Below are 24,540 nucleotides of genomic sequence, written 5' to 3' on the forward strand. Positions count from 1 at the left end.
CCTTCGTTATGAATAAAGGCTGGCCGCGACCATGCCAATGATAAGTGCAATTCCTAAGGCATACTCTTTTAGCCAGCTTATCTTTTTGCCGAGGATCGCCAGCCCGCCCATTGCGAAGAAACCGGCAAGGCATGCCACCGTTTTATCGTTCATGGCGAGGATGAAGGGGGTTGAGAGGAAGCCGAAAAGTCCCAGCATCGCCGTGACGGAGATGAGCCCCAGCCAGACTTTGTCTCCTCCGCCCATTTTTTCTCTGACCTTTTCCATCCGGTGGATGAAGAAGTATCCAACGACAATCCAGCCGCAGCTGTTGATGATTGCGGTGTAAAGTCCGGAGACCATCGCGGTTAAGTTATAATTCTCTGAACCGACCGGCGCGCCATAGGTTTCGGCTCCCAGATTGATGGCTGCCAGCTCCACCGGTGCCGCTCCAATCCCGACGAAGCGCATCCAGGTTAAAGGGCCACCGATAATTGCGGTCATACTGAACACGACCACGAAAACCGAGATAGAAGGGCCAATGGAACTGAAAATTCCGCTTCTGAGACCTTTGGTACATTGGGCCTGTGTTAAGCCTACGTTTGGTGCGTTTTTATAAGACAATCTGATATATAACGAAGCCATTACCAGGATAATGGCGCCCAGGGGCATTGCGATCCACCAAAGTATCGGATCATTAACGATAGCAATGATGTCGGCTTCATCGATCTTCATTCACGAACACTCCTTTATTAACATCACCTATGAAATAATTCACGAGTGAGAAAAATACAATAAATGTATATAGAACGTTAAATACATTCGGTTCTGTCAGGGGCTGGCATTTTTTCTAAAAGTGTCATTTAATGTATATCGAAACGAACTTACCTAAAATGTTATGAGAATCACAAATATTACAACGTTGCTTTTAAGGTAATGGCGTTACATTTAAAGTAACGGGATTGAAAATATCATGATGCTAATGTTGAGATCAGTCACAATACGTCATGGGATTAATTTGATAATAAATGTTGTCCTACAACTTATCCTGCTGCAACGAATGGAGTTGTATGGATATTCTTAAATAAACGCGAATGCGTTTGCAGGAAAAATCAATTTCAGAGGGCAACATGAATAAAATCAATAATCCGATTACGGAAATGAGCGCCCTGGCGCTTTCCGACAGCATCAAATCCAGGGAGGTATCATGTGTTGAAGTCATGAATGCTTATTTGGATAAAATTGAAATCCTTAACCCAAAAGTCAATGCCATTGTCTCCTTACAGGACCGGGATGATTTAGTGGAGCAGGCCAGAAATAAGGATAAACAACTGGCCAATGGTCAGTATATGGGGTGGATGCACGGATTTCCTCATGCCGTTAAGGATTTATCTGCGGTAAAAGGGATTACTCTGACAAACGGTTCTCCTATTTTTAAAGATTTCATCGCGCCTAACGATTCGGTTATGGTTGAACGCATCAGAAACAAAGGGGCCATTTTTATCGGTAAAACGAACACGCCGGAGTTTGGGCTGGGTTCGAACACGATAAATAACGTTTTTGGCACGACTTGGAACGCCTGGGATCAGACGAAATCTTCGGGAGGCAGCAGTGGCGGCGCGGCGGTTGCGCTGGCATTGCAGATGCTACCGGTGGCGGACGGCAGTGACATGATGGGTTCGCTGCGTAATCCTGCGGCCTGGAACAACATCATTGGTTTCAGACCGAGTCAGGGACGCGTACCCTTTGGGCCGACACCAGAGGTTTTTGTGAGCCAGTTGGGGCTTGAAGGGCCAATGGGGCGTAACGTCGCGGATACGGCTCGTTTGCTGCAAACCCAGTCGGGCTATGATGCGCGAGTTCCACTGTCGTTAGGTCAACCTCTGGCACCATTCACCCCGCCTGAGCGCAAACTGCGCATTGGCTGGCTTGGCGATTTAAACGGCGCGCTGCCGATGGAAGAGGGCGTGCTGAGTCTTTGCGAAAACGCCTTAAAAGTCTTTGAGAAACTTGGCCACAGTGTCGAACCTGTAAAACTGGATGTCACGGCTGAACAGATGTGGGAGACCTGGCTGATCTGGCGTCACTGGATTGTCTCCAACGGTTTACGTCCACTGTATGACAAACCTGAAACCCGCGCGTTGCTGAAACCGCAGGCGGTCTGGGAAGTTGAGGGTGGACTGGAATTGACGGCTCGTGATGCCTACCTCGCCTCCGTGCAGCGGAGCACTATCTACCAGGCGTTCAATAAGCTGTTCGCGGAATATGACATTGTTGTTCTGCCGACGGCGCAAATCTTCCCCTTCGATCCTTCTCAACACTCACCGCTGGAAGTGGCAGGAAAACAAATGGATACGTATCACCGCTATATGGAAGTGGTGGTTCCTGCAACCCTGATTGGTAGTCCATCCCTTAGCGTTCCAGTAGGCTTCAATGCACAGGGATTGCCGATGGGGATGCAACTGATTGGGCCTCATGCCCATGATATGGAAGTGTTGAGCATTGGTCAGATCTACGAACAAGAAACACGCTGGAATCTGGATTATCGGCCGAAACTGCTACAGCCATAATTATTGATAATTAACCATTTGCCTCTTACCGGGATGCTTATCCCGGTTTTTTTGCGCTGAATTAAGTAATGAATATCACAACCAGAAATAAAGGCCAGCAGGGGACGCAGACAGGAAATTACGGAATAAAAAAGTTACGCCACTGAAAACAGTGGCGTGTGAGAAAAGCGGCGTGGCTTAAATTTTAGGATTCAATCTCAAATAATGGCGAACCCGGGTTAACACGGTCACCCACGTTCACCGAAATAGATTTAATGGTACCGGCTTCATGTGCAGGGATGGGCATTTTCATTTTCATGGCTTCCATTACCAGAACCTGTTGACCTTTGGCAACGCTATCACCCACAGCACACAGGATTTCTTCAACAATGCCAGGTACTTTTGATTTCATTTCAGACATAACGACATCCTTTTTTTATGAGAAATAATTAAATAATTTACGAGGCAAAAAACCTGGTATCCTGAAAACGATTTATTATTATCGTTACGATGATAATTACCTGTTCAAAGAATAATTTCAATGACAGGCGGCCTGGTTTTCGCCAACATAAATGATGCTTGGTTACCTAAAAGGTAACGATATTGCGACCTGCATTTATTAACACTGGCAACAGAATTGCTAGCGGCGTTTTAGCCACGCCGGATCGCTCTTGGATTGCCTTTCATAAGTGAGCTGCGCCTGTACCAGCGTATCAAACAGTCCGGTGGCAACCGGACCGCGAATCGTCGCCACGCACGCTGGAGCCGGTGTTTCATCCGGTGGCTGACCGGGAACCAGTTTTAATTCGGTGACATCGGCGGTGAGCACCAGATTTGTGGCGACTTTGACAATACATCCCTTAATGCGAAGCAGCGTGCGAGCGGTTCTTTCCATCAGTTCGCGAGAATGGCACGGGGTGGCTGCGATCACCACTTCGTAATTTGGCTGCGTACGTTGTCTTTTATAAGTCAGTAATTTTCCCTGTGTGTTGCAGATATGCCCCTGAGGACTGACCGGGAAGCTGTCGCCAGTCGGTAATCCCCCTACGATCATCTCGACATACTCCTGACCATACGGAGACGCCACCAGACTCAGATCATCGCGCAGAAACTGGCCATCCAGCGTCAGCCAACCGAATTCCTGGCTGCCATAGAGATCGTGGACGGTAAAATTAAACTCGCTGGCGAGTTCCAGCAATTCCGGATCCAGAGGCGTTCCGGCAGCAAGCAGACACAGTTTTTCAGGCAATAACCCGGCGAGATCCATCGTTTTTGCCTGCTTTAGCGTGGCGCGCAGAAACGAAGACTCTCCCAGTACGACCTGGTAATTTTCTTTGATCAGCGCCAGCAGCAGGGCATCCTGGCAGGAACGCAACAAAAAGCCGTGGCTAACGCCTGCTTCAACCAGCGAATCCGGCGTAAAGACGTTGTTCAGCGGGGCATAGGTCACCAGCATCCGATCGCCAGGTATAATGCCCGCAAGCTGAAGTGCTTTGCAGCCTGCCGCAATCCGCTGTGGCATCTCCTCATGCGTGATGCCGACAATGTTCTGAAATGCGCTGGAGCCCGTGGTAAAGGTCACGCAGGCCAGGTTTAACGGCGTATGGATCTGTTCAATCACATGCGCGCTGGTGGGACCGTCGATGCCCTTGCTACCTAAGGTTCGCTGAGGCATCTGCGCTAGTGTGGGCACGGTACTGATCTCCTGTACCATCATTTCCAGCATCCTGAGTTTATCCTGCATTCGCAACCTCCCTACGGTGTGAACCGACAGCCCGTGAATCCTGCGTTACCTCGGGGGAACGCGGCTGACACATTCCCCCGAAGATCTTGCTCACTTTCCTTGGTGCGAAACCGTCAGGCTTTACGCCTGGATATAACGCTCCGCGACATCCTCGAACTGCTGCTGCATCAACGCTTGTACCGCAGTACGAATCTTACGTCCCCCGCGATGGAAACCGAGTCTTCCGCGACCTTCAGGGCCAAGCAGATGTTGCTGCCCTTCGCATTTTAACGCCCGAATTTCTGTCATGTGCTGAAGCAGCGCATCGCGCATCTGGTCGAGCTCATCGATCTGCTGTTCTATACCGCCGAGATGGTAAAAGAACTGCGGACCTGCGGCAAAAACCGGATTACTGGTCGCCAACTCGCTCAGCCGCTCCAGACTTTGCCGGGTGATGCGCGCAATACTGGTAAGCGGCATAACGTGGATCATCGTGTTGAATTTGCTGCTGAGACTCAGAATGCGATCTGCCTGTAAGCCGTGGCACAGGAATGCGCCACTGATGGCACGACCGATCACCAGCGCAATGACGGGATGTCCTGCTTTACGGGCCTCAGCCAGCGCCAGCTGATAAGCCCCCGTAGCCTTATTCATACCAATAATTTCTTCGACTTTGCCCGGCCCGTTCCCCGGGGTATCGACGATCAGCAGCAATGTCCGTTTGTCAGCGATGGGTTTGTTGGCGTCGGCGGCAATCGAGCAATACACGGCGCGGGCCATTTTGTACGCCTCTTCCAGGCCGATAATGCCGGCATAGACCACCGGAAAGCGCGGATTGAAAGCCATTGCGTCATTGGCGATGACCGTGCAGGTACGTCCCCCCAGTTGCGCAGAACCCACCACCGCACCTGGACCGTAGTCTTCGCAAGGGAGGGTAAACGCCGGTAACTGATTTTCCTGAAAACTGTCGGGATCGACCAGCATGTCGATAGCGGCGCGTCCCTGACCCATTAAAGTCTCCATTGTTTTCTCCTTAGCGATCGGATGTAGAAGGGGTGAAACGTCGGGTCGTGGCTAAAAACGCGTCCAGCGACATATCCACCAGTGCCTGCGGTGGTTCATTGCCTGCCGCCCGCCAGACATCGACTGAATCCGTTGGCTGGAGTTCACTGACCGCCGCGACCGTGGCCATCTGCCTGGAAACCAGTTCAGGGCTGCCGATCCGCCTTAATGCTTCGATCTCCGCCATGGTCATTCCGGCAATCTTCTGCACCTGGGCGCGGAAAGCGTCAATGCTGTCTTCAACAAGGAAATTACAGTCGCCCATGATGTATTTATGTTTCCCACCGGTAGTGCGGAACACCAGGGCGCGATCTGAGGCGTCAAATTCGTCGCGCCCCATTTCTTGCTCAATGACTTCCGGGCCGGTTAGCCCAATGCGACTGAACTGGCTCATGACGATGACGTCGGTGGCGGCGGCAACGAAGCCCATGCCGCCGAAACATCCCAGCTTACTGCCCACCAGTGCCACGACCGGGATTTTGTGGCGAAGATCCTGAAGCAAGTCCATCACCTCGGCGTGGGCCAGCAAACCCGCGTTCGCCTCATGCAACCGCACGCCGCCGGTTTCAAAAGAGATCAGCACCAGGGGGCATTTTTCAGCCTGCGGTGGCGCATCGTTGTGGCTTAACCGCTGGTACAGCTCAAGCGCCAGCTTCAACGCGCCGGCCATTTTGGCACCGCCTACTTCGCCAATCGAACCACCGATAAAGCGGCCTTCCTGGGAGATAACGAGGGTCGGACGACGACCCAGCAGTCCAATTCCGGTTACGATCCCATCATCAAATTCGACAGCTTCGCCCAGCACCGGAAGATGCGGACTGGTACATCTGTCCGCCGGACCGGCTAACTCGGTAAAGGTCCCCTCATCGACTAAACCGTAAGCCCGGGTGCGAGCGTTAGCCTCGAGAAAGCTTTTGGCGCCGGAGGAGCCATTCGCGGGCTCCAGTTCAGCCAGCGCTTGCTGTAAACGTAGGGCAACGACGGCGGGCGGTGCGTTATTGTCATTAATGCTGATGAGCACATCGCCCAGTTGGCTCTCGTCGATAAAACGTGTCATGACCCGGCGCCAGATATCATCGAATCCGGTGATGGGGGTGTTGATGCAGATGTTCGCTTTGCCATTCAGGTTCTGGCTCTCAATCAATACCTCCAGATCGCCAGAACCCACGACGCCAAAATGCACCATTGGCCGGGATAACGGGCGCGGAGTCGCCGCACTACACCACATATTCAGTTGGTTTAACGCCATTTCTTCTTCTCCTGAATTACCAGTTACGGAACCGTGATGGTGGGTTGTACAAGCCACCTGACCAGTCCATCAATTCCTTGATATTTTTGGCTGCCAGCAGCGAACGGTTCGCGCGTCGACGGTCGATACCCAGATCTTCCGGCGTTTTAACCAGACCACGTTCGCGCAACCGTGCCGTTTCGGCCGGATCTGCCTGCAGACCGAGTTCTGTGTAACCAGCAACGGCGCGAATGGCCGCCATCCGCTGCTCCTGACCGACACAGCGATGCAGATAGGCAATGCCTTCTTCGCTGAGGATATGCGTGACATCATCGGCGTAAACCATCACCGGCGGTAACGGCAGGTTGGCATTTTCTGCCAGTTGCCAGGCATCGAGGCGATCGACAAACGCTGGCGCTCTTTTTTCACGGAAGGTTTCCTGGATCTGCACGACCAGGCGCTTGCCACGCGGCATATCACCCAGCAACTCCTGTTGAGTAGCAGAGAACTCCTCACCGCACTTCAGCCAGGCCTCTGTGGTGTGACGGCGTCCTTTGGCGTCGCATCCCATGTTGGGCGCGCCGCCAAAGCCGGCGACCCTGTCAGCCGTCGCGGTGCTACTGTTGCCGTATTTGTCGATTTGCAGCGTGCCGCCGATGAACATGTCGAGGGCGTAGTGTCCGGCCGTCTGGGCAAAGGCCCGGTTAGAACGCAGCGAGCCATCGGGACCGATGGTGAAAATGTCCGGGCGCTGGCTCACGTAATTTTCCATGCCCAGTTCGCCGCCGAAGCAATGGATCGCCTCAAGCCAGCCGCTTTCTATCGCCGGGATCAGCGTCGGGTGCGGGTTCAGCACCATATGGGTACAGACTTTTCCCTTCAGACCCAACTCCTCGCCATAGGTGGGGAGTAAAAGCTCAATGGCGGCGGTGAAAAAACCAATGCCGTGGTTGATGCGTTTGACGCCATATTCGGCATAGATCCCCTTCAGCGCCATCATTGCCATCAGGACATGCGTGTCGGTAATTAATGCCGGATCGCGGGTAAACAGCGGCTCGATATAAAAAGGACGCGGCGACTCAATCACCACATCGACCCAGTCGCCGGGAATATCTACGCGCGGGACTTTATCGACGATCTTATTCGCCTGAGCAATGACGATGCCCTGGCGGAATTTCGTCGCTTCAACGATGGCGGGGGTATCTTCGGTATTAAAACCGGTGTACAGGTTGCCTTCGCGGTCAGCTTCATACGCCGTGACCAGCGAGACGCGTGGGTACAAATCAATAAAGTAGCGGGCAAACAGCTCCAGATACGTATGAATAGCGCCGAGCTTGATCTTGCCTTCCCGGATGGCGGTGGCGAGGTGCTCTGATTGCGGTCCCGCGTAAGCAAAGTCGAGTTTTTCGGCGATCCCCCGTTCAAAGAGTTCCAGATGTGCGGCCAGAGGAACGGCTGATTGCACCATATGCAGATGATTTATTTTTTCTTTATCAACCTTGCACAAGCATTCGGCCAGAAAATCGGCCTGTTTCTGGTTGTTCCCCTCAATGTTAATTCTGTCGCCTGCACGGATAACGCCTTCCAGCAATGTAACGGTGTCCGCCGCATCAATTTCTTTCCCTTGCCTGAATAGCGACTGTATCTGCGCCATACGCTGCCGGGTGTCTTCCTGTAATTTATTCCATTTTTTTACTTCAGACATACCAATATCTCCAGTTTATAAATAGTCTCATTGGTGAATCAGGTGTTGGATATTGATAAAAACGTTACGGTAAAATAGTGACCACTGAGAATGTGGTCATGAATATCCCGGCGGCGACGGCGGAGACAATAATTCCGCTGATCGTTGTGCCGATGGCAACCGGTAAAATAACGCTATAGGGGTTTTCCGCTGTGACTTCATACTGCGCAATTTTGGCACAGGTCGGCATACAAGAGACGCCGGAAATACCGACCACCGGGTTATAGCTGTAATTTTTCCGCCGTGACAGGAAATAAATAAACCAGCCGCCGGCTAATGCGCCAATACCCGAAATAACCAATGCGCCGACGCCCAATACCAGAATAATACCAACCTTCGGATCCATCAGGGTCTGCGCGCTGCACAATGTTCCCAGCAGAAGACTCAGGAAGAAGGTGGCGCTGTAGGTGATCGTACTTTCCAGCAGCTTGTGATAAGGGAGAATATCCGCCTCTTTAATAGCCATCCCGACGAAGAATGACAGCAATAATGGCGCGGCCGCAGGCAGCAACAAACAAAGCAGGGTACACATGGAGATGATGAAAATGAATTTCGCCTTTTTGGACACCTGCGGGTATTCCATTTCCGTGTCAACGCCGCGGAATTTTTTCGGCACCATCAGGCGTACCAGATAAGGGAAACCTGCGTAGGCCAGCGTCAGGTACAAATAGGCGATAATCGCAATCGGAACAAACAGATTCGGCGACATAATCAGTGCCGAGAACATCACTAACGGACCATCTGCACCGCCGATTGTGGCAATAGCGGCGGCTTCATTAAGCGGCAGACCAAAGAACTGATAGCCGATAACCAACATGACAAACGTACCGAGTTCGGCAAACAGCGCGACGATAATGCTGGCCCAGGGTCTGGCAAGCAGAAAACTGACATCACTCATGGTGCCGATGCCAAGATAGATTAAACAGCCGATCAGACCATTACTGAACGTCAGGGCGTAAATCGGTTGCAGGAAGTTCACCTGCATCAACGACATTAACTCGTTGGTTTCACTCACCATGGGATCCAGCATGATGGTGCCGATGGTGCCATTATTCAGAAACAATACGCCGGCGTTAATGGCGATCATTCCCAGGCCCATAGGTACCATGATTAACGGATCCAGTTTCCGTTTAAAGCCGAGGTAAGCGAGGGCGAAGCCGCACACAATGAGCAGGAAACGGACCAGGGCGATCAGCGGATCTTCAGTAAAAAAAGTCCCGATACCCGAGAAGAGGCGTAATAATATCTCCATGATTAATTCCTTATTTTATTATTAGTCGTCATCACGAATATTTAATTTATTCATGGCTTTGTTTAATCCAACGACGATCCCCATAACGGCAAATGAAATGGCGATAGTGATGCAATAACAAATAAACGCATATTGATAGATGCTCATATTCTCTCCTGGGTAACGTCGTTGGGAAAATGTGAATGGCATAGCAGATACATTGCGATGCTCAGGGCTAAGAGATCCGCTGAACCGCCTGGGCTAATTCTGTGCTGACAGCACCATTCGTTAAGCTGGTGAATACGCGCCTCACCTCCCGGAGCACTTATCCCGCCGCGATGAACAATTTCTGATGCGCGGAGTTTCAGTTCAGCCAGTTGTTGCGGCCCTGTCCGCCACAATACGTTCGTGTCTTCACACTGTGTCATCAGCATCAGGAGACAATCGACTAATGCATGACGTAAAGGCAGCCTCTTGTTGAATGCCGCGATTAACGCCGGGTAGCCAATTTGAGCGATCGTGGGGAAGCCCTGTTCAGCCTCGCCTCGGATCCCGGTGACGCCGTATTTCGTAAACAAGATTTCACCGGCCGTCTGTGCTGGACGGGTCTTTAAAACGGCAAAATCAGATTCGCATAACCCCTGGCAGAGTTGGCGGATGCAATGGGCCAGTGAAATGCTGTTAATGGGTTGATTCAGGCCAGATAAATAACCTGCAGCACAGGCCAGAACCGAACCAGAAAACAGGATCCCGCGCTGCGTGTTGATTCCCCGGGTCACTTCAAGCAGGCGGTTTTCATAATCAATGCCAATCGGTCTAATCTTTTTTAACAGCCGTGACAAAGGTTTGCGATGCGTGAACCCGGCCTCGGCGCACAGCGTGAAACAGGGGGCAATCGCGGAAGAACTGAGCAGGAAAGTTTGCAGATTCATATCGCTGTGCGAGCCGGTTGATACCGGGGTGACCAGTCCTGGTTTTGGGAAACTGCAGACTTCAAGCAAGATGGCTTGCAGCAGCACTTCACCCACCATCGCTGGCTGAGACTGAAAATAGTTAACTGTTCTGTCATCAGGCAATGATGGAGAAAAGGTTATCTGAGTTACGTTCGCGAGTGCCTGCATTATTCTCTTCCTTTAAGCACGTTTATTCTGATTTTTTCCAATACCAGGCGAACACCACAATCGGTCATTTGCCGTTTACGATGCGATGAATACGTTAAGAATTAGAATAATTGGAAAAGGTACTGTATTTGAAAATCAGTATAAATCTGTGGTAAACACAGTCAATTACACACCGGGTTCTATCGTTACGTAAAAGGTAATGAGTGAAAAAAAACGGCGGGCGGCGCTATCCGGAAATTATCACATCCCAATTATAGTGCCGTTATTTTTTTAAGAGGCGGGAGTCTGACTCTGTTTTTTATTATAACTGCGGGCGTACATCCGACATTCCGCAATTAAGGGTAGTAGGTTGTATTCACTATTACGGGGGAAAACTAATGCGATATGCTGCTTCATCTGAAAACGCGTTTCCAGGGGTAAAAGTCTGACTTTATCAGAGAATAAACTTCTCATTCTCCCCGGCAACAGACCGCAACCCATGTTGGAGCTGATAAGGCTCATCAGAGAGAAGACATCCTGTACCTGAACAATAACGTCAGGTTTGAAGCCAGCAATTTTAAATGCCTCCTGAAAACCATTGTAGGTGGCAAAACCTTCGGTAAGGCTGATAAATTTTTGATTGCTGTACAGGGTTAAATCAACAGGAACCTGGGGTGGCGCAGGAACATCAACCGGCGTGGCAAGAAAAATATCATCATCAAAAATCGGTAAGGTTTCAAATCTTGCCGTATCGTAGTGTTCCGGAACGGAAATTAAAATAGCATCAACCATTTGGGTATTGAGTAAGCCTAATAACTTCTGGTTCGACGCCATTAAGAGTTCGACATCAAGATTGGGTCTTCGTTGTTTTAGCCCCATGATTAAATGAGGGATGGTTTCGAGAGACAAAGAATACAGCATGCCAATTTTTAACTTACTGGCTTTTTCCTTCGAGGCGGCCTGCGTAAGACGAACACAGCGTTGAAACTGTTCCAGCAGAAGGGTGGATTGCTCCTCAAGCACATTCGCACTGTCGAGCGGAAACAGCGATCGGCCCTGGTGGATAAAAAGGGCACAGCGCAGGTCTTCTTCCAGTGCATGAAGCGTACGGTGAACGCTGACTTTACTGATATTGAGTGTTTCAGCCGTCTTCGTCACATTCCGGTTTTGCATGTAAGAAAGAAAAATCTCTAATTTTCTTAAGGTGATCCCATTAAACATAACTGGTTTCCTTCTGGTGATGAATTCTGCCATTACATGCGTTTTAACATTACATATATCATCTCATCAGGTTGTTCAGACTAAGGATATGTAATTTTGTGAAGTGCTGCACGTAAGTTATTTTAGGAGAAATTAACGCTCACCTTCTAATAGTCCTAACCGCGTTTTTAAAAAGTGGAAGACATCCTGAAATAATGCTGTTGATAATATGTTTAATCCTGGTAAAAGGATGATAACAAAATCTGGTAGTATTCCGAAAGATAACGCAGGGTTTATTTGAGTAGCTTTTATGTTACTTCATTACATTACAGGTAATGAATACGAATATCACAGGTCTGGTTCCTGAAGAGTAAGTGCCATATATTACCTTATGCCTGCGCCAGGCAACGATAATTCAGAAAATTCGCGCATTGTGCGGATACATTGTGCGAATAATGGAAACGGGCAGATGAACATTTTACTCTACGACAACTCTGTTCGACAGAATAATACAACTGTTAATACCCTTAACGAGTGAACTCATGTCAACTAAAGCCAAATACAGTGTGATGGTGGCATTGGGGGCAATGACGACAGGCATGTTGCCCACAATGATAAAACTTGGATTATCTGCGGGGGTGACCCTGAGTCATTTAATGCTCGCGTCGGTCAGCATCAGTTTTGTGATTTTTGCCATCATCCTGGTTTCGTTTCGGCAATATTCAATCGACAAGACGAAACGCATTCAACTTTTCCTCGTGGGATTAACCATGGGGCTGACGGCCTGGACGTTTACTAAAACGGTGGAATGTTTACCCGCATCGGTCGCCGTTGTGCTGCAGTTCCAGTTCGTCTGGATAGGCGTGCTTCTGGACGCGGTGTACCGCAAACAGTGGCCCGGCGGGCGTCGCTGGCTGATGATTGCACTGATATTATCAGCAACGGTGCTGGCGGCAGGGGTACTCAGTGATTTTGACCATTTTTACCTCACCTGGAGCGGCGTGGCATTTGGCCTGCTTTGCGCGATTTGTTATTCTTTTTTCCTCTTTTTCAATGCGCATGTCGTCTCTGATGCGCACTGGTCACAGCGCACGTTCTATATCATGGTGGGGTGTTTAGCCTCGACGCTGGTTTTGATATTACCAAACCTCGAATTAACGCTGTCAGAAGAAACATTCGGCGCTGCAATGCTGTATGGCGGATTAATGGCCGTACTCGGTTACGCCATCCCGATCGTTTTCTTTGCGATTGGCATTCCGCGTATTGGCAGTGGCATCAGTTCGATTCTTTGCGCGTGCGAACTCCCGATGGCCGTCATTGTCGCTATGCTGATTCTGGGGGAGAAAATCGCCTGGCTGCAGTGGGTTGGCGTGGTGATCATCTTTGTCAGCCTGTTTATCAGGGAACCTGATGCTGAACCGTCCCCACAGCAGTAGACATTTTTTGTCTGGTTCCCATAGGGGGAGGGGATCAGCGCAGGGTAAACGGGTCGGCATCCTGCCAGGCCGGGAAGGTTTCCCGGTACTCTTTTAACGCACTCAACGACAGTTCCGCATCAATGCGCGTGGCCTGGTGGGCTTCCGCCGTGGCGATCACTTCCCCCTGGGGATTAATGACCCGACTGTCTCCACGATAATGATGGCCGTTACCGTCCGTACCGACGCGGTTGCACCCGGCAACATATGCCTGATTTTCGATAGCGCGCGCCGCCAGCAGTGTCTGCCAGTGCAGAGAACGGGGAGCCGGCCAGTTGGCGACATACAGCGCCAGATCGTAATCATTCAGATTGCGTGACCACACCGGGAAACGCAGGTCATAACACACCAGTGGGAGAATGCGCCATCCGCGCCATTCCACGATCGTGCGACGGTTACCCGGCTGGTAATGATGATGTTCGTCCGCCATGCGAAACAGATGACGCTTGTCATAAAAATGAACTGTCCCTCGCGGCTCAACCAGGAAAAAGCGGTTTACCGCCCTCTGCTCACTGGAGATGACAGCACTCCCGGCCACCAGCGCATCGGTCTGTTGCGCTTTATCGCGCAGCCAGGCGATAAGCGTTTCTTCCGCGAGCGACTGCCCGGCGGCTTCCATCGCAAAGCCGGTGGTGAACATCTCCGGTAAAACAATCAGGTCGCGTCCGGTCACGGTTTCCAGTTGACGGTCAAAGTGGCGCAAATTGGCCGGACCATCCATCCAGACCAGCGGTTGTTGCAGCAGCGTAATTTTCAAACCAGGCACGGTAGGGCTCTCCTTGTTGAACAGCACTCTGACACTGTAGCACGTGCTTTCAGGAAACGTGGGCGATAAAAAGCCCCGCCGAAGCGAGGCTAAAAGGTCATGTGTAAGCGTTATGCGGCTTCGACTTTACGCACTTTCTCTGGCAGCTTTACCGGCTTCGTCGCCAGCTCCTCTGGGGCAAAATCATCCACGTTGATGCTGCGCAGACGGCTTTCTTCCGCCTTAACCAGAATGGCCGCTTCCTCTTTGTCGATTAAGCCTTTTGCCAGGGCGTTTTGCGCCAGCTCGTCCAGACGGGTGAACGGCAGGTTTTTGCCAATTTCTTTGCAAATACGCTGGTGGATAGGGTCGGCGGCCATCACGTCCAGCAGCGCCTCTTCCAGTAATCCCACTGGGTTATGCTCGCTCGGCGTCAGGTATTGACCACGACCAATGCGGTCACGGGTGGCGCTCGGAACCTGCAAAATCTTCGCGACTTTGTGATCCAGCTTGTCCGACGGGGCCAGATAGTGACGACCGGTTGGGAAGATCACGACCTTCAGCAGCCCGGCAACCAGACGGTTCGGGAAGTTTTGCAGCAGATCGTCGATCGCCTGCTCCGCCTTATAGAGTGCATCCTGAACGCCCCAGTGAACCAGAGGTAGATCGGCTTCATGGCGGCCTTCATCGTCATAACGCTTCAGTACCGCAGAGGCCAGATACAGCTGACTCAACACATCGCCCAGACGGGCGGAGATGCGCTCACGGCGTTTCAGACTGCCGCCCAATACCGCCATCGAAACGTCGGAGAGCAGCGCGAGGTTAGCGCTCAGACGGTTAAGGTGCTGATAATACCGTTTTGTCGCATCGCGGGTGGGTGTTTGGCTGGTTAAGCCGCGCGTCAGACCCAGCCAGAAGCTGCGTATCTTGTTACTACCGACGTGACCGATATGTTTGAACAGCAGTTTGTCGAACGCATTCACATCGTTGTTCTGCGCCGCCGCCATTTCTTCCAGCACATACGGATGGCAACGAATCGCCCCCTGGCCGAAGATCATCATGCTACGGGTCAGGATGTTGGCGCCTTCCACGGTGATAGCAATCGGTGCGCCCTGGTAGGCCCGCGCGAGGAAGTTACCTTCGCCGAGCATAATGCCCTTGCCGCCGGTAATATCCATTGCGTCGATAATCGACTGCTGGCCACGATGGGTACAATGATACTTCACGATAGCCGACAACACTGCTGGCTTCTCACCCAGCATAATGCCGTAGGTGATGAGGGACGCGGCAGCATCCATCACGTAGGCGTTACCGGCAATGCGTGCCAGCGGTTCTTCGATCCCTTCCATCTTACCGATGGAGATTTTGAATTGACGACGAATATGGGCGTAGGCCCCGGTCGCCATCGCGACAGATTTCACCCCGCCGGTAGAGTTTGACGGCAGCGTAATGCCGCGACCTACCGACAAACATTCCACCAGCATACGCCAGCCCTGACCGGCCATTTTCGGGCCGCCGATGATGTAATCGATCGGCACAAACACGTCTTTACCGAGCGTCGGACCGTTCTGGAACGGGACGTTCAGCGGGAAGTGACGACGACCAATTTCCACACCCGGCGTTGAGGTCGGGATCAACGCACAGGTGATCCCCAATTCTTCATCGCCGCCTAACAGTTTATCCGGGTCGGAAAGTTTAAACGCCAGCCCCAGAACGGTAGCGATAGGCGCAAGGGTGATATAACGCTTGTTCCAGGTCAGGCGCATCCCCAGCACCTGCTGTCCTTGCCACTCACCCATGCAGACGATGCCGGTATCCGGAATGGCGCCCGCATCGGAACCCGCTTCCGGGCTGGTCAGTGCAAAGCAAGGGATTTCCTGACCACGCGCCAGGCGGGGCAGGTAATGGTCTTTTTGCTCTTGCGTACCGTAATGCTGCAACAGTTCGCCAGGACCTAAAGAGTTTGGCACGCCCACGGTGATCGCCAGGATCCCGGAGACGCCGGACAATTTTTGCAGTACGCGAGACTGTGCGTAAGCCGAGAATTCCAGCCCGCCGTACTCTTTCTTAATGATCATCGCGAAGAAGCGATGCTCTTTCAGGAATGCCCACAGCTCCGGCGGCAGATCGGCCAGCTCATGGGTTATCTGGAAGTCATTCGCCATGCGACACGCTTCTTCTACCGGGCCGTCGATGAACGCCTGCTCTTCGGCGGTCAGACGCGGTTGCGGGTAGTTGTGCAGTTTTTTCCAGTCCGGTTTGCCCTGGAACAGATCGCCTTCCCACCAGGTGGTACCGGCATCAATCGCTTCTTTCTCCGTACGCGACATTGGCGGCATGACCTTACGGAAGCCGCGGAACACCGGCGCGGAGATCATCGACTTACGCATTGGCGTAAAGTTGAACGGCACGAGGATAATGGCCAGCGGAATCAGCAGCCAGACGGACCACAGTCCGGCAACACCAAGCGCCGCCGTCCAGACGAGCAAAATCAGGCTGCTGATAAATAAGCTCACGCGGTGATAGAACAGCGCGCCGAGCAGAACGATCGTAGCGAGAATACTCAAAATCATCATAACGAAAAGCTCCCTTGCTTGTAGGAGGTCTGACCACTTGTGATGTTATGGTTGTAGTGGATGTAAAATCTTTTATCAATGTGTTTACAAAATAATTACAACAAAGCTCACATTGTTGCTGTTTTCCGCGGCACGAAAAATCAAAAGCCGTCGCCATTGATGTGGCTTATGCTTCTCGCTGCCAGAGCTATCCGGTACACTGCATCCTGTCATTTACATTCATGCTGAAGGATATCCTCATGTACCAGGATCTTATTCGTAACGAACTGAACGAAGCGGCGGAAACGCTGGCTAATTTTTTAAAAGATGACGCCAATATTCACGCCATTCAGCGCGCGGCGGTCCTGCTGGCAGACAGTTTTAAAGCAGGTGGTAAGGTACTGTCCTGCGGTAACGGCGGCTCTCATTGTGATGCTATGCACTTTGCAGAAGAGTTGACGGGGCGCTATCGCGAAAACCGTCCGGGCTATCCGGCCATTGCGATTTCCGACGTCAGCCATCTCTCCTGCGTCAGCAATGATTTCGGTTACGACTACGTCTTTTCCCGTTATGTGGAAGCGGTAGGGCGCGAAGGCGATGTGCTGTTAGGCATCTCGACGTCCGGCAATTCGGGGAACGTGATCAAAGCCATCGCTGCGGCGCGCGAGAAGGGGATGAAAGTGATCACCCTGACCGGTAAAGACGGCGGCAAAATGGCCGGTACCGCCGATATCGAAATCCGCGTTCCGCATTTCGGCTATGCTGACCGTATTCAGGAAATTCATATTAAAGTGATTCATATCCTGATTCAGCTGATCGAAAAAGAGATGGTTAAATAACTATACCCGTCATACTTCAAGCTGCAGGTGCGTTGGCTGTACTCAGAAACCCCAGTCACATAGTTATCTATGCTCCTGGGGATTTCTTCCCTTGCCGCCTTCCTGCAACTCGAATTATTTAGGGTATAGCATATTATTTTATCTGCCATTTTGAGTCCTGATTGGCTGTAACAATTACGCCTTCCGCTTCATTGTGGCGTTTCGTGGAGGTGATGTATGTGCGAACTGCTCGGGATGAGCGCCAATGTGCCTACCGATATCTGCTTTAGTTTCACCGGGCTGGTTCAGCGGGGGGGTGGAACCGGGCCGCACAAAGACGGCTGGGGCATCACCTTCTATGAAGGCAAAGGCTGTCGGACGTTCAAAGATCCGCAACCCAGCTTTAATTCTCCCATCGCCAGGCTGGTACAGGACTACCCGATCAAATCCTGCTCCGTGGTTGCCCATATTCGCCAGGCGAACCGGGGTGAAGTGGCGCTGGAGAACACGCATCCCTTCACGCGTGAGCTGTGGGGCCGTAACTGGACCTATGCGCACAACGGGCAACTCTCAGGCTATAAATCGCTGGAAACCGGCAATTTTCGCCCCGTCGGTGAAACCGACAGCGAAAAGGCCTTCTGCTGGCTGCTGCACAAACTGACTCAGCGCTACCCGCGCATGCCGGGCAATATGACGGCGGTATTCAGGTATATCGCGACGCTGGCGGGGGTACTGCGTGAGAAAGGGGTCTTTAACATGTTGTTGTCAGATGGCCGCTATGTGATGGCATTCTGCTCAACCAATCTTTTCTGGATCACCCGCCGCGCGCCGTTTGGTGTGGCAACGCTACTGGATCAGGATGTGGAAATTGACTTCAGCTCAGAGACCACACCTAACGATGTGGTCACCGTGATTGCGACGCAACCGCTGACAGGAAACGAAACCTGGCAAAAAATTATGCCAGGCGAGTGGGCGTTATTTTGTCTCGGGGAGCGCGTAGTTTGACGCCAGTTGCGGCTGAACCACTTCGTGACTCAACGGCTTGCTGACGACATAGCGGCCATCGACAACAGAAACGGTCGGTGGCTTGCGAGTTTGCTCAAAGTAATCGTATCCCGGCTTTAACTGCGACCAGAACTCTTTGTAATAGGAATACTTGTGGCGCTGCATGTTGGCATCGGTCATGCGGAAAGGATAAATACTGACCTGAACACTCGACTGACCAAAGACCAGCGCGCCAGTGACAAACTGGAAAATCTCATCAATGCCGCTGTCGGTCATGGCATAGCAGCCAACGGAGACACAGGCACCGTGAATCATCAGGTATTTGCCTTCATAACCGTGAGCACGGTCATAGGCGTTCGGGAAGCCAATGTTAATGGCTTTATAAAAGCGGCTATCGGGTTTGAGCTGGCTACGCTGGACGTTATAAAAACCTTCCGGACTTTTAAAATCCCCCTGGCGCTGTTTTGGACCTAAGCCGCCGGAGTAATTACAAATCTTGTAGCTATCGAGAAGTTGATACTGTTCGCCCATCTTGACGTAGAGATCGAGCGCGCGCTCTTCCTTGAAGATCTGTATATAGACCGGCGATCCCATCAATTGCTGCTTATACTCTTTGCTGATCGGCGTCGTGGAGCTATTGCTACTCAGCAAGCCGGCGAATGACACGCACGGGATCAAAAGCATCGCAATAAATAATGCGATTTTACGCATACTGCTTGTTCCTTGATAAAACGATTGCACACGCCAGAACGGCAAATAATAAGATCCCCAAATCGGACTAATCTGGATTTGGAGCGCTCACATTAACACCACGACATTTTTTCGCAAGCCCCTCGTGGTGCGTTTACAATTTATACTAAAACGATCTCAGATATTTCTTTTGTTGCAACTCGCCGCGTTTTACTTTAGTGCGTTCTCATCGACTTCCCATTGCAGAAAAACACTGTATACTTAAACAGTGTTGTGGAGGTGAGTGATGCGTAAAATCATACATATTGATATGGACTGTTTTTTCGCAGCGGTTGAGATGCGTGACAACCCGGCGCTGCGCGATATTCCTATTGCGATTGGCGGCAGCCGCGAGCGCAGAGGCGTCATCAGTACCGCCAACTATCCCGCCCGTAAATTTGGCGTGCGCAGCGCGATGCCGACTGGAATGGCGTTGAAGTTGTGCCCACACCTCACGCTGTTACCCGGCCGCTACGAAGCCTATAAAGAAGCCTCCCGCCAGATTCAGGACATCTTTTCACGCTACACCTCGTTAATTGAACCGCTGTCTCTGGATGAAGCATACCTGGATGTCACAAACAGCACGCACTGTCATGGTTCAGCAACGCTCATCGCCCAGGAGATCCGCCAGACTATCTTCAACGAACTGCAACTTACCGCCTCGGCGGGCGTGGCACCGGTGAAGTTTCTGGCCAAGATCGCCTCCGATCTGAATAAACCCAACGGGCAATATGTCATTACGCCGGATGATGTCCCGGCGTTCCTCAGCACGTTGCCGCTGGGTAAAATTCCCGGCGTCGGTAAAGTGTCTGCGGCAAAGCTGGAAAGTATGGGGCTACGCACCTGCGGTGATGTGCAACAGTTCGACCTGGCGACATTACTCAAGCGCTTCGGTAAGTTTGGGCGGGTACTGTGGGAGCGCAGTCAGGGAATCGACGAACGGGACGTCAATAATGAACGCTTACGCAAATCGGTCGGCGTTGAACGCACAATGGCGGAAGACATTCATGAATGGTCTGACTGTGAAGCGATTATTGAACGGTTATATCCGGAACTTGAACGAAGACTGGCGAAAGTGAAACCCGATCTGCTCATCGCCCGTCAGGGGGTGAAGCTAAAGTTTAATGACTTTCAGCAAACCACCCAGGAACACGTCTGGCCGCGACTGAATAAAGAAGATCTGATTTCTACCGCGCGTAAAACCTGGGAAGAACGCCGGGGAGGGCGGGGCGTTCGTCTGGTGGGACTTCATGTTACTCTGCTGGACCCGCAACTGGAACGACAGTTATTACTGGGGTTATAACCGCGATGATCATCAGAGAATATAAAGAGCGTGATTTTTTGGCATTATGTGAAATATTCCTGCGGGCCGTTAAGGAAACAGCGCGTCGTGATTATTCCGCGCAGCAAGTGGCTGCCTGGGCGCAAATCGATGAAGCGACCTGGCGGCAGAAGCTTGCCACTTCTGAGGTACAGGTTGCTGTCGTTGATGAGCAACCCGTTGGGTTTATTAGCGTGGCTGGAAACGACATTGATTTATTATTTGTCGCACCAGAATTCAATGGTCAGGGTATTGCCGGTCGCTTACTGAAACCGTGGATTGCGCGGGGTGATGGGTTAACCGTTGAGGCCAGCATTACCGCCAAACCCTTTTTTGAGCGTCAGGGCTTCCAGGTGGTTGCGCAGCAAAAAGTGGAATGTCGGGGGGAATGGTTTATTAATTATCGGATGCAATATAATAACGTCCCGTAAATTCATCTTGCAAGATTCTGGGGCACCGATTAGTATACGCGCACTTTTTATTCATATTTACTGCAAAGGGGGTTAATCATGATGACAAATTCTAAAAACTCAATTTGCAGACCTTTCCAGGAATAACCTCTCTTTTTTGCCCTGGTAACGTCTGCCATTTCCGTATTTATTTTTTTCAGGAATGGTATATGGGCAATAATGTTCATGAACTCTCTGATGCGATCGCGTATATCGCTTCAGACGAACTTTGGATCGAAGGTTCAGCGATCCAACAATTACACACAACGGCAAATTTACCCGGTATGCATCGCGTAGTGGGTATGCCAGATTTACACCCTGGGCGTGGTTATCCTATTGGCGCAGCCTTCTTTTCTCTTGGCCGTTTTTATCCTGCACTCGTGGGTAATGACATCGGTTGCGGCATGGCGCTGTGGCAAACGGATATCCTGAGCCGCAGATATAACGCAGATAAATTTGAAAAGCGCCTGGCGGCGCTGGATGATGCGGCGACAGAGGCATGGCTGGATGAACATCTGCCAGACAGTCTGGCCACGCATCCCTGGCGCAGTGCGCTGGGTTCCATTGGCGGCGGCAATCACTTTGCGGAATTGCAGCAAGTGGATCAGGTCTTCGATAACGCGCGCTTTACGCTGGCAGGTCTTGATACTCAACATCTTTTGCTGCTGACGCACAGCGGTTCACGAGGTCTGGGGCAGTCCATCCTGCAACGGCATATTGCCTCATTCTCTCATGATGGTCTGACAGAAGGGGGCGGCGATGCGACAGATTATCTGGCGGCACATGATGACGCACTGACGTTTGCCTGCGTAAACCGTCAGTTGATTGCCCGTCGTATTCTGCAACAGGTCAAAGCGAGTGGAGACGCCGTGCTGGATATTGCGCATAACTTTGTGGAAGCCTGCAATATTGGCGGACATCACGGATGGCTGCACCGTAAGGGCGCAACACCGGATAACCGTGGATTAGCGATCGTTCCTGGTTCCCGGGGGGATTACAGTTGGCTGGTTCAGCCAGTGCCGGGTGAATCGTCATTGTGCTCACTGGCGCATGGCGCAGGACGTAAATGGATGCGCACGGAGTGCAAAGGGCGACTGTCCGGGAAATTCAGTCCGGCGCAACTCTCCCGCACTGATCTGGGAAGTCGGGTGATTTGCCGTGATAAGCAACTGATTTACGAAGAAGCGCCGCAGGCCTACAAATCCGTCGACAGCGTGATCCATTGTCTGGTTCAGGCAGGGTTGGTGGAGCCGGTCGCACGACTACGCCCGGTTCTGACGCTGAAAACCCGTGGAGGAAAAAACGCATGATATTGTTGCAACTCTCCTCCGCACAGGGACCAGAAGAGTGCTGTCTGGCGGTTAAAAAAGCGCTGGATCGACTGGTAAAAGAAGCGGCCCAGCAGGATGTTGCGCTCACGCTGCTGGAAACGGAGCCAGGCAAGCATTCTGATACGCTGCGCTCTGCACTGGTGTCGCTGGATGGTCGTCACGCGCAAGCATTAAGCGACACCTGGTGCGGCACGCTACAGTGGATTTGTGCCAGTCCCTACCGTCCGAATCATGGACGTAAAAACTGGTATATCGGCGTAGGTCGCTTTTATGCTCATGAAGAGGCGCAATCTGATGAGATTCATTTTGAGACGCTGCGGTCTTCGGGGCCTGGGGGACAACATGTCAACAAGACGGATTCCGCCGTTCGCGCCACGCATCTGGCGAGTGGAATCAGTGTCAAGGTACAGTCGGAGCGCAGTCAGCATGCCAATAAGCGACTGGCGCGACTGTGGATTGCCTGGCGTCTTGAGCAACAACGACAGAATGACAGCGCGGCGCTGAAATCCCAACGAAGAATGTTTCACCATCAGATAGCGCGCGGGGATCCGCAAAGAACGTTTAAAGGATTGGCGTTTACAGCGCTGTAATCGGTAAGAAAATTGCCGGATAGCAACGTGCTATCCGGCAGATTGGAACTGAGGCTTACTTCGTTGGAATCGCTTTCAGCAGTTCGGTCAGAAGCCGCCAGTAATGACTGACACTTTCGATATGCACCTGCTCATCCGGTGAGTGCGGACCGGTGATGGTTGGCCCGATAGAGACCATATCCATATCCGGGTACGGTTTTTTAAACAGACCGCACTCCAGACCCGCGTGGATAATCTGGATGTTCGGCGTCTTGTTGAACAGACGCTGATAGGTTTCGCGTACCAGATGCATCACCGGCGAGTTCGCATCCGGCTGCCAGCCAGGGTAGCTCCCTTTGGCTTCGGTTTTCGCGCCCGCCAGTTTGCCCAGTGAGTCCAGCATGCTAACGACATAGTCTTTACCGGTGTCGATCAGCGAACGGATCAGGCAATGGATTTCGACGTTGTCATCGGTCATGGTGACGACACCCACGTTCAGTGAGGTTTCAACCACGCCTTTTGCGACGTCGGAATTGCGGATCACACCGTTTGGCGTCGCGTTCAACAGACGGATGAAGCCGTCACGAGACTGCGCCGTCAGTGCCGCTTTATCGTTCGCCGTGCTTTCCAGCAGAACCACGAGATTTTTCTCTTTTTCGGCCAGTTCGTTTTTCAGGATGTCCTGATAAGCGTTGACCTGCGCTTTCAGCGCATCAACGTTGTCCGCCGCGACGGCGACGGTCGCAAAGGCTTCACGCGGAATCGCGTTACGTAGCGTACCGCCGTTGAAATCAACCAGACGCAGATCCAGCTCTTCAGCATGACCGGCCAGGAAACGAACCAACAGTTTGTTTGCGTTGCCGAGACCAACGTGGATTTCGCCACCGGAGTGGCCGCCTTTCAGCCCTTTCAGGGTCAGCTTAAAGGTCTGGAAACCTGCCGGAACAGCTTCGCGGGTTAGCGGCAGGTTAGAGGTGAAGTCGATCCCCCCCGCGCAACCCATGTAGATTTCACCTTCTTCTTCAGAGTCGGTGTTGATCAGGATATCCGCCTGCAGCCAGTTAGCCTGCAGACCAAATGCACCGTCCATACCCGCTTCTTCCGTCATGGTCAGCAGCACTTCCAGCGGGCCGTGAACGACGCTGTCGTCAGCCAGAACGGCCAGTGCGGAAGCCATCCCGATGCCGTTATCGGCACCCAGCGTGGTGCCACGCGCTTTCACCCATTCGCCATCAATATAAGGTTGAATCGGATCTTTAGTGAAATCGTGTACGGTGTCGTTGTTTTTCTGCGGCACCATATCCAGGTGCGCTTGCAGGACCACCGGTTTACGGTTTTCCATTCCCGCGCTGGCCGGTTTGCGAATCAGGATATTGCCCACCTGGTCGCGCTCAACGTGGAAACCTTTCTCGTTTGCCCAGCCGATGATGTGTTCAGCGAGTTGCTCTTCATGATAGGACGGGTGAGGAATAGAACAGATTTTTGCAAAAATATCCCACAGCGGTTGCGGGGAGAGTTGAGATAATTCAGACACGATCATTCTCCTTGTATACCCGTCATATTTCAGGTTGCATGTGTGTTGGCTTGCCTGCAACGCGAATTATTTAAGGTATAGATGCTCTGCAAACAAGCTTGCAGGTCACAGGGTTAGCAGGTTAATTATTACCACAAGTCAGGCTTGCGAGATGCGCTTGAGAATACCACTTTCTGCGCCCGCTGCGAGTATA

Annotated in this window: 22 protein-coding genes; 8 read left to right on the forward strand and 14 right to left on the reverse strand. The window is 51.9% G+C overall.

The window, feature by feature from the left end:
- Positions 1 to 6: 6 nt before the first annotated feature.
- Entirely contained in the window at positions 7 to 714 is a 708-nt protein-coding gene (locus QQZ17_RS19810; protein ID WP_152405792.1) for a DUF5058 family protein, read from the reverse strand.
- Positions 715 to 1,109: 395 nt separating this feature from the next.
- On the opposite strand from QQZ17_RS19810, the gene QQZ17_RS19815 reads away from it, so the two are divergent.
- Entirely contained in the window at positions 1,110 to 2,549 is a 1,440-nt protein-coding gene (locus QQZ17_RS19815) for an amidase (RefSeq protein ID WP_152405791.1), read from the forward strand.
- A gap of 184 nt (positions 2,550 to 2,733) precedes the next feature.
- Here QQZ17_RS19815 and QQZ17_RS19820 read toward each other — a convergent pair whose 3' ends face one another.
- From QQZ17_RS19820 to QQZ17_RS19860, 9 genes are all read right to left on the reverse strand, one after another.
- Positions 2,734 to 2,949 carry an acetyl-CoA carboxylase biotin carboxyl carrier protein subunit gene (locus QQZ17_RS19820; protein WP_152405790.1) on the reverse strand — a complete coding sequence of 72 codons (216 nt, stop codon included), beginning with the start codon at positions 2,947 to 2,949 and terminating at the stop codon, positions 2,734 to 2,736.
- 219 nt (positions 2,950 to 3,168) lie between these two features.
- Positions 3,169 to 4,272 (reverse strand): acyl carrier protein, encoded by a 1,104-nt coding sequence (locus tag QQZ17_RS19825; protein WP_152405789.1) that lies wholly within the window; start codon positions 4,270 to 4,272, stop codon positions 3,169 to 3,171.
- A 120-nt stretch (positions 4,273 to 4,392) separates the two neighbouring features.
- Complete coding sequence (mdcE, locus tag QQZ17_RS19830; RefSeq protein ID WP_152405788.1) at positions 4,393 to 5,274, reverse strand: biotin-independent malonate decarboxylase subunit gamma; 882 nt, start codon at positions 5,272 to 5,274, stop codon at positions 4,393 to 4,395.
- Between the two features lie 10 nt (positions 5,275 to 5,284).
- On the reverse strand, positions 5,285 to 6,562 hold the full coding sequence (locus tag QQZ17_RS19835) for a biotin-independent malonate decarboxylase subunit beta (RefSeq protein WP_152405787.1): 1,278 nt from the start codon (positions 6,560 to 6,562) through the stop codon (positions 5,285 to 5,287).
- 16 nt (positions 6,563 to 6,578) lie between these two features.
- Positions 6,579 to 8,246, reverse strand: coding sequence for a malonate decarboxylase subunit alpha (gene mdcA, locus QQZ17_RS19840; RefSeq protein WP_152405786.1), 1,668 nt, complete (start codon positions 8,244 to 8,246; stop codon positions 6,579 to 6,581).
- Between the two features lie 64 nt (positions 8,247 to 8,310).
- Positions 8,311 to 9,537: a Na+-transporting malonate decarboxylase, carboxybiotin decarboxylase subunit gene (madB, locus tag QQZ17_RS19845; protein WP_152405785.1), complete on the reverse strand. Its 1,227-nt coding sequence runs from the start codon at positions 9,535 to 9,537 to the stop codon at positions 8,311 to 8,313.
- 21 nt (positions 9,538 to 9,558) lie between these two features.
- Entirely contained in the window at positions 9,559 to 9,684 is a 126-nt protein-coding gene (locus QQZ17_RS19850; protein WP_258441289.1) for a hypothetical protein, read from the reverse strand.
- Positions 9,681 to 10,547: a triphosphoribosyl-dephospho-CoA synthase gene (locus tag QQZ17_RS19855; RefSeq protein WP_152406391.1), complete on the reverse strand. Its 867-nt coding sequence runs from the start codon at positions 10,545 to 10,547 to the stop codon at positions 9,681 to 9,683. The genes QQZ17_RS19850 and QQZ17_RS19855 overlap by 4 nt, the downstream gene beginning before the upstream one ends.
- Positions 10,548 to 10,907: 360 nt before the next feature.
- Positions 10,908 to 11,837, reverse strand: coding sequence for a LysR family transcriptional regulator (locus QQZ17_RS19860; protein ID WP_235922400.1), 930 nt, complete (start codon positions 11,835 to 11,837; stop codon positions 10,908 to 10,910).
- A gap of 521 nt (positions 11,838 to 12,358) precedes the next feature.
- Between QQZ17_RS19860 and QQZ17_RS19865 the strand changes: the two genes are divergently transcribed.
- Positions 12,359 to 13,252: an EamA family transporter gene (locus QQZ17_RS19865; protein WP_152405783.1), complete on the forward strand. Its 894-nt coding sequence runs from the start codon at positions 12,359 to 12,361 to the stop codon at positions 13,250 to 13,252.
- Between the two features lie 34 nt (positions 13,253 to 13,286).
- Here QQZ17_RS19865 and QQZ17_RS19870 read toward each other — a convergent pair whose 3' ends face one another.
- Together QQZ17_RS19870 and fadE are read right to left on the reverse strand one after the other, a co-directional pair.
- The gene (locus QQZ17_RS19870; protein WP_152405782.1) at positions 13,287 to 14,057 is read right to left on the reverse strand and encodes an amidohydrolase; all 771 of its coding nucleotides are present in this window, start codon (positions 14,055 to 14,057) and stop codon (positions 13,287 to 13,289) included.
- Positions 14,058 to 14,167: 110 nt separating this feature from the next.
- Complete coding sequence (fadE, locus tag QQZ17_RS19875; protein WP_152405781.1) at positions 14,168 to 16,612, reverse strand: acyl-CoA dehydrogenase FadE; 2,445 nt, start codon at positions 16,610 to 16,612, stop codon at positions 14,168 to 14,170.
- A 239-nt stretch (positions 16,613 to 16,851) separates the two neighbouring features.
- Between fadE and lpcA the strand changes: the two genes are divergently transcribed.
- Together lpcA and QQZ17_RS19885 are read left to right on the forward strand one after the other, a co-directional pair.
- Positions 16,852 to 17,430 carry a D-sedoheptulose 7-phosphate isomerase gene (gene lpcA, locus QQZ17_RS19880; protein ID WP_046475922.1) on the forward strand — a complete coding sequence of 193 codons (579 nt, stop codon included), beginning with the start codon at positions 16,852 to 16,854 and terminating at the stop codon, positions 17,428 to 17,430.
- 216 nt (positions 17,431 to 17,646) lie between these two features.
- Positions 17,647 to 18,414, forward strand: a complete 768-nt coding sequence (locus tag QQZ17_RS19885; RefSeq protein ID WP_152405780.1) for a class II glutamine amidotransferase — start codon at positions 17,647 to 17,649, stop codon at positions 18,412 to 18,414.
- Here the strand turns inward: QQZ17_RS19885 and dpaA are convergent.
- Positions 18,385 to 19,125 carry a peptidoglycan meso-diaminopimelic acid protein amidase gene (dpaA, locus tag QQZ17_RS19890; protein ID WP_042324816.1) on the reverse strand — a complete coding sequence of 247 codons (741 nt, stop codon included), beginning with the start codon at positions 19,123 to 19,125 and terminating at the stop codon, positions 18,385 to 18,387. The two genes, QQZ17_RS19885 and dpaA, sit on opposite strands and share 30 nt — an antisense overlap.
- 265 nt (positions 19,126 to 19,390) lie before the next feature.
- Here dpaA and dinB point away from each other — a divergent pair, with 265 nt between their 5' ends.
- From dinB to prfH, 4 genes are all read left to right on the forward strand, one after another.
- Positions 19,391 to 20,446, forward strand: coding sequence for a DNA polymerase IV (dinB, locus tag QQZ17_RS19895; RefSeq protein ID WP_152405779.1), 1,056 nt, complete (start codon positions 19,391 to 19,393; stop codon positions 20,444 to 20,446).
- The gene (locus QQZ17_RS19900; protein ID WP_152405778.1) at positions 20,443 to 20,895 is read left to right on the forward strand and encodes a GNAT family N-acetyltransferase; all 453 of its coding nucleotides are present in this window, start codon (positions 20,443 to 20,445) and stop codon (positions 20,893 to 20,895) included. Before dinB ends, QQZ17_RS19900 begins: the two co-directional genes overlap by 4 nt.
- 188 nt (positions 20,896 to 21,083) lie before the next feature.
- Positions 21,084 to 22,223 (forward strand): RNA ligase RtcB family protein, encoded by a 1,140-nt coding sequence (locus QQZ17_RS19905; RefSeq protein ID WP_152405777.1) that lies wholly within the window; start codon positions 21,084 to 21,086, stop codon positions 22,221 to 22,223.
- The gene (gene prfH, locus QQZ17_RS19910) at positions 22,220 to 22,834 is read left to right on the forward strand and encodes a peptide chain release factor H (RefSeq protein WP_152405776.1); all 615 of its coding nucleotides are present in this window, start codon (positions 22,220 to 22,222) and stop codon (positions 22,832 to 22,834) included. Before QQZ17_RS19905 ends, prfH begins: the two co-directional genes overlap by 4 nt.
- Positions 22,835 to 22,889: 55 nt before the next feature.
- On the opposite strand, the gene pepD is transcribed toward prfH, so the two are convergent.
- Positions 22,890 to 24,347 carry a cytosol nonspecific dipeptidase gene (gene pepD, locus QQZ17_RS19915; protein ID WP_152405775.1) on the reverse strand — a complete coding sequence of 486 codons (1,458 nt, stop codon included), beginning with the start codon at positions 24,345 to 24,347 and terminating at the stop codon, positions 22,890 to 22,892.
- Positions 24,348 to 24,540: the final 193 nt, after the last annotated feature.

It is taken from the genome of Citrobacter sp. T1.2D-1 (assembly GCF_950098555.1).
GTDB lineage: Bacteria > Pseudomonadota > Gammaproteobacteria > Enterobacterales > Enterobacteriaceae > Citrobacter_A > Citrobacter_A telavivensis.

What these genes read in the sequence shown, in the direction of transcription:
- QQZ17_RS19810 (WP_152405792.1), bottom strand. Translation starts at nt 714, where the DNA reads ATGAAGATCGATGAAGCCGACATCATTGCTATCGTTAATGATCCGATA.
- QQZ17_RS19815 (WP_152405791.1), top strand. Translation starts at nt 1,110, where the DNA reads ATGAATAAAATCAATAATCCGATTACGGAAATGAGCGCCCTGGCGCTT.
- QQZ17_RS19820 (WP_152405790.1), bottom strand. Translation starts at nt 2,949, where the DNA reads ATGTCTGAAATGAAATCAAAAGTACCTGGCATTGTTGAAGAAATCCTG.
- QQZ17_RS19825 (WP_152405789.1), bottom strand. Translation starts at nt 4,272, where the DNA reads ATGCAGGATAAACTCAGGATGCTGGAAATGATGGTACAGGAGATCAGT.
- mdcE (WP_152405788.1), bottom strand. Translation starts at nt 5,274, where the DNA reads ATGGAGACTTTAATGGGTCAGGGACGCGCCGCTATCGACATGCTGGTC.
- QQZ17_RS19835 (WP_152405787.1), bottom strand. Translation starts at nt 6,562, where the DNA reads ATGGCGTTAAACCAACTGAATATGTGGTGTAGTGCGGCGACTCCGCGC.
- mdcA (WP_152405786.1), bottom strand. Translation starts at nt 8,246, where the DNA reads ATGTCTGAAGTAAAAAAATGGAATAAATTACAGGAAGACACCCGGCAG.
- madB (WP_152405785.1), bottom strand. Translation starts at nt 9,537, where the DNA reads ATGGAGATATTATTACGCCTCTTCTCGGGTATCGGGACTTTTTTTACT.
- QQZ17_RS19850 (WP_258441289.1), bottom strand. Translation starts at nt 9,684, where the DNA reads ATGAGCATCTATCAATATGCGTTTATTTGTTATTGCATCACTATCGCC.
- QQZ17_RS19855 (WP_152406391.1), bottom strand. Translation starts at nt 10,547, where the DNA reads ATGGTGGGTGAAGTGCTGCTGCAAGCCATCTTGCTTGAAGTCTGCAGT.
- QQZ17_RS19860 (WP_235922400.1), bottom strand. Translation starts at nt 11,837, where the DNA reads ATGTTTAATGGGATCACCTTAAGAAAATTAGAGATTTTTCTTTCTTAC.
- QQZ17_RS19865 (WP_152405783.1), top strand. Translation starts at nt 12,359, where the DNA reads ATGTCAACTAAAGCCAAATACAGTGTGATGGTGGCATTGGGGGCAATG.
- fadE (WP_152405781.1), bottom strand. Translation starts at nt 16,612, where the DNA reads ATGATGATTTTGAGTATTCTCGCTACGATCGTTCTGCTCGGCGCGCTG.
- lpcA (WP_046475922.1), top strand. Translation starts at nt 16,852, where the DNA reads ATGTACCAGGATCTTATTCGTAACGAACTGAACGAAGCGGCGGAAACG.
- QQZ17_RS19885 (WP_152405780.1), top strand. Translation starts at nt 17,647, where the DNA reads ATGTGCGAACTGCTCGGGATGAGCGCCAATGTGCCTACCGATATCTGC.
- dpaA (WP_042324816.1), bottom strand. Translation starts at nt 19,125, where the DNA reads ATGCGTAAAATCGCATTATTTATTGCGATGCTTTTGATCCCGTGCGTG.
- dinB (WP_152405779.1), top strand. Translation starts at nt 19,391, where the DNA reads ATGCGTAAAATCATACATATTGATATGGACTGTTTTTTCGCAGCGGTT.
- QQZ17_RS19905 (WP_152405777.1), top strand. Translation starts at nt 21,084, where the DNA reads ATGGGCAATAATGTTCATGAACTCTCTGATGCGATCGCGTATATCGCT.
- prfH (WP_152405776.1), top strand. Translation starts at nt 22,220, where the DNA reads ATGATATTGTTGCAACTCTCCTCCGCACAGGGACCAGAAGAGTGCTGT.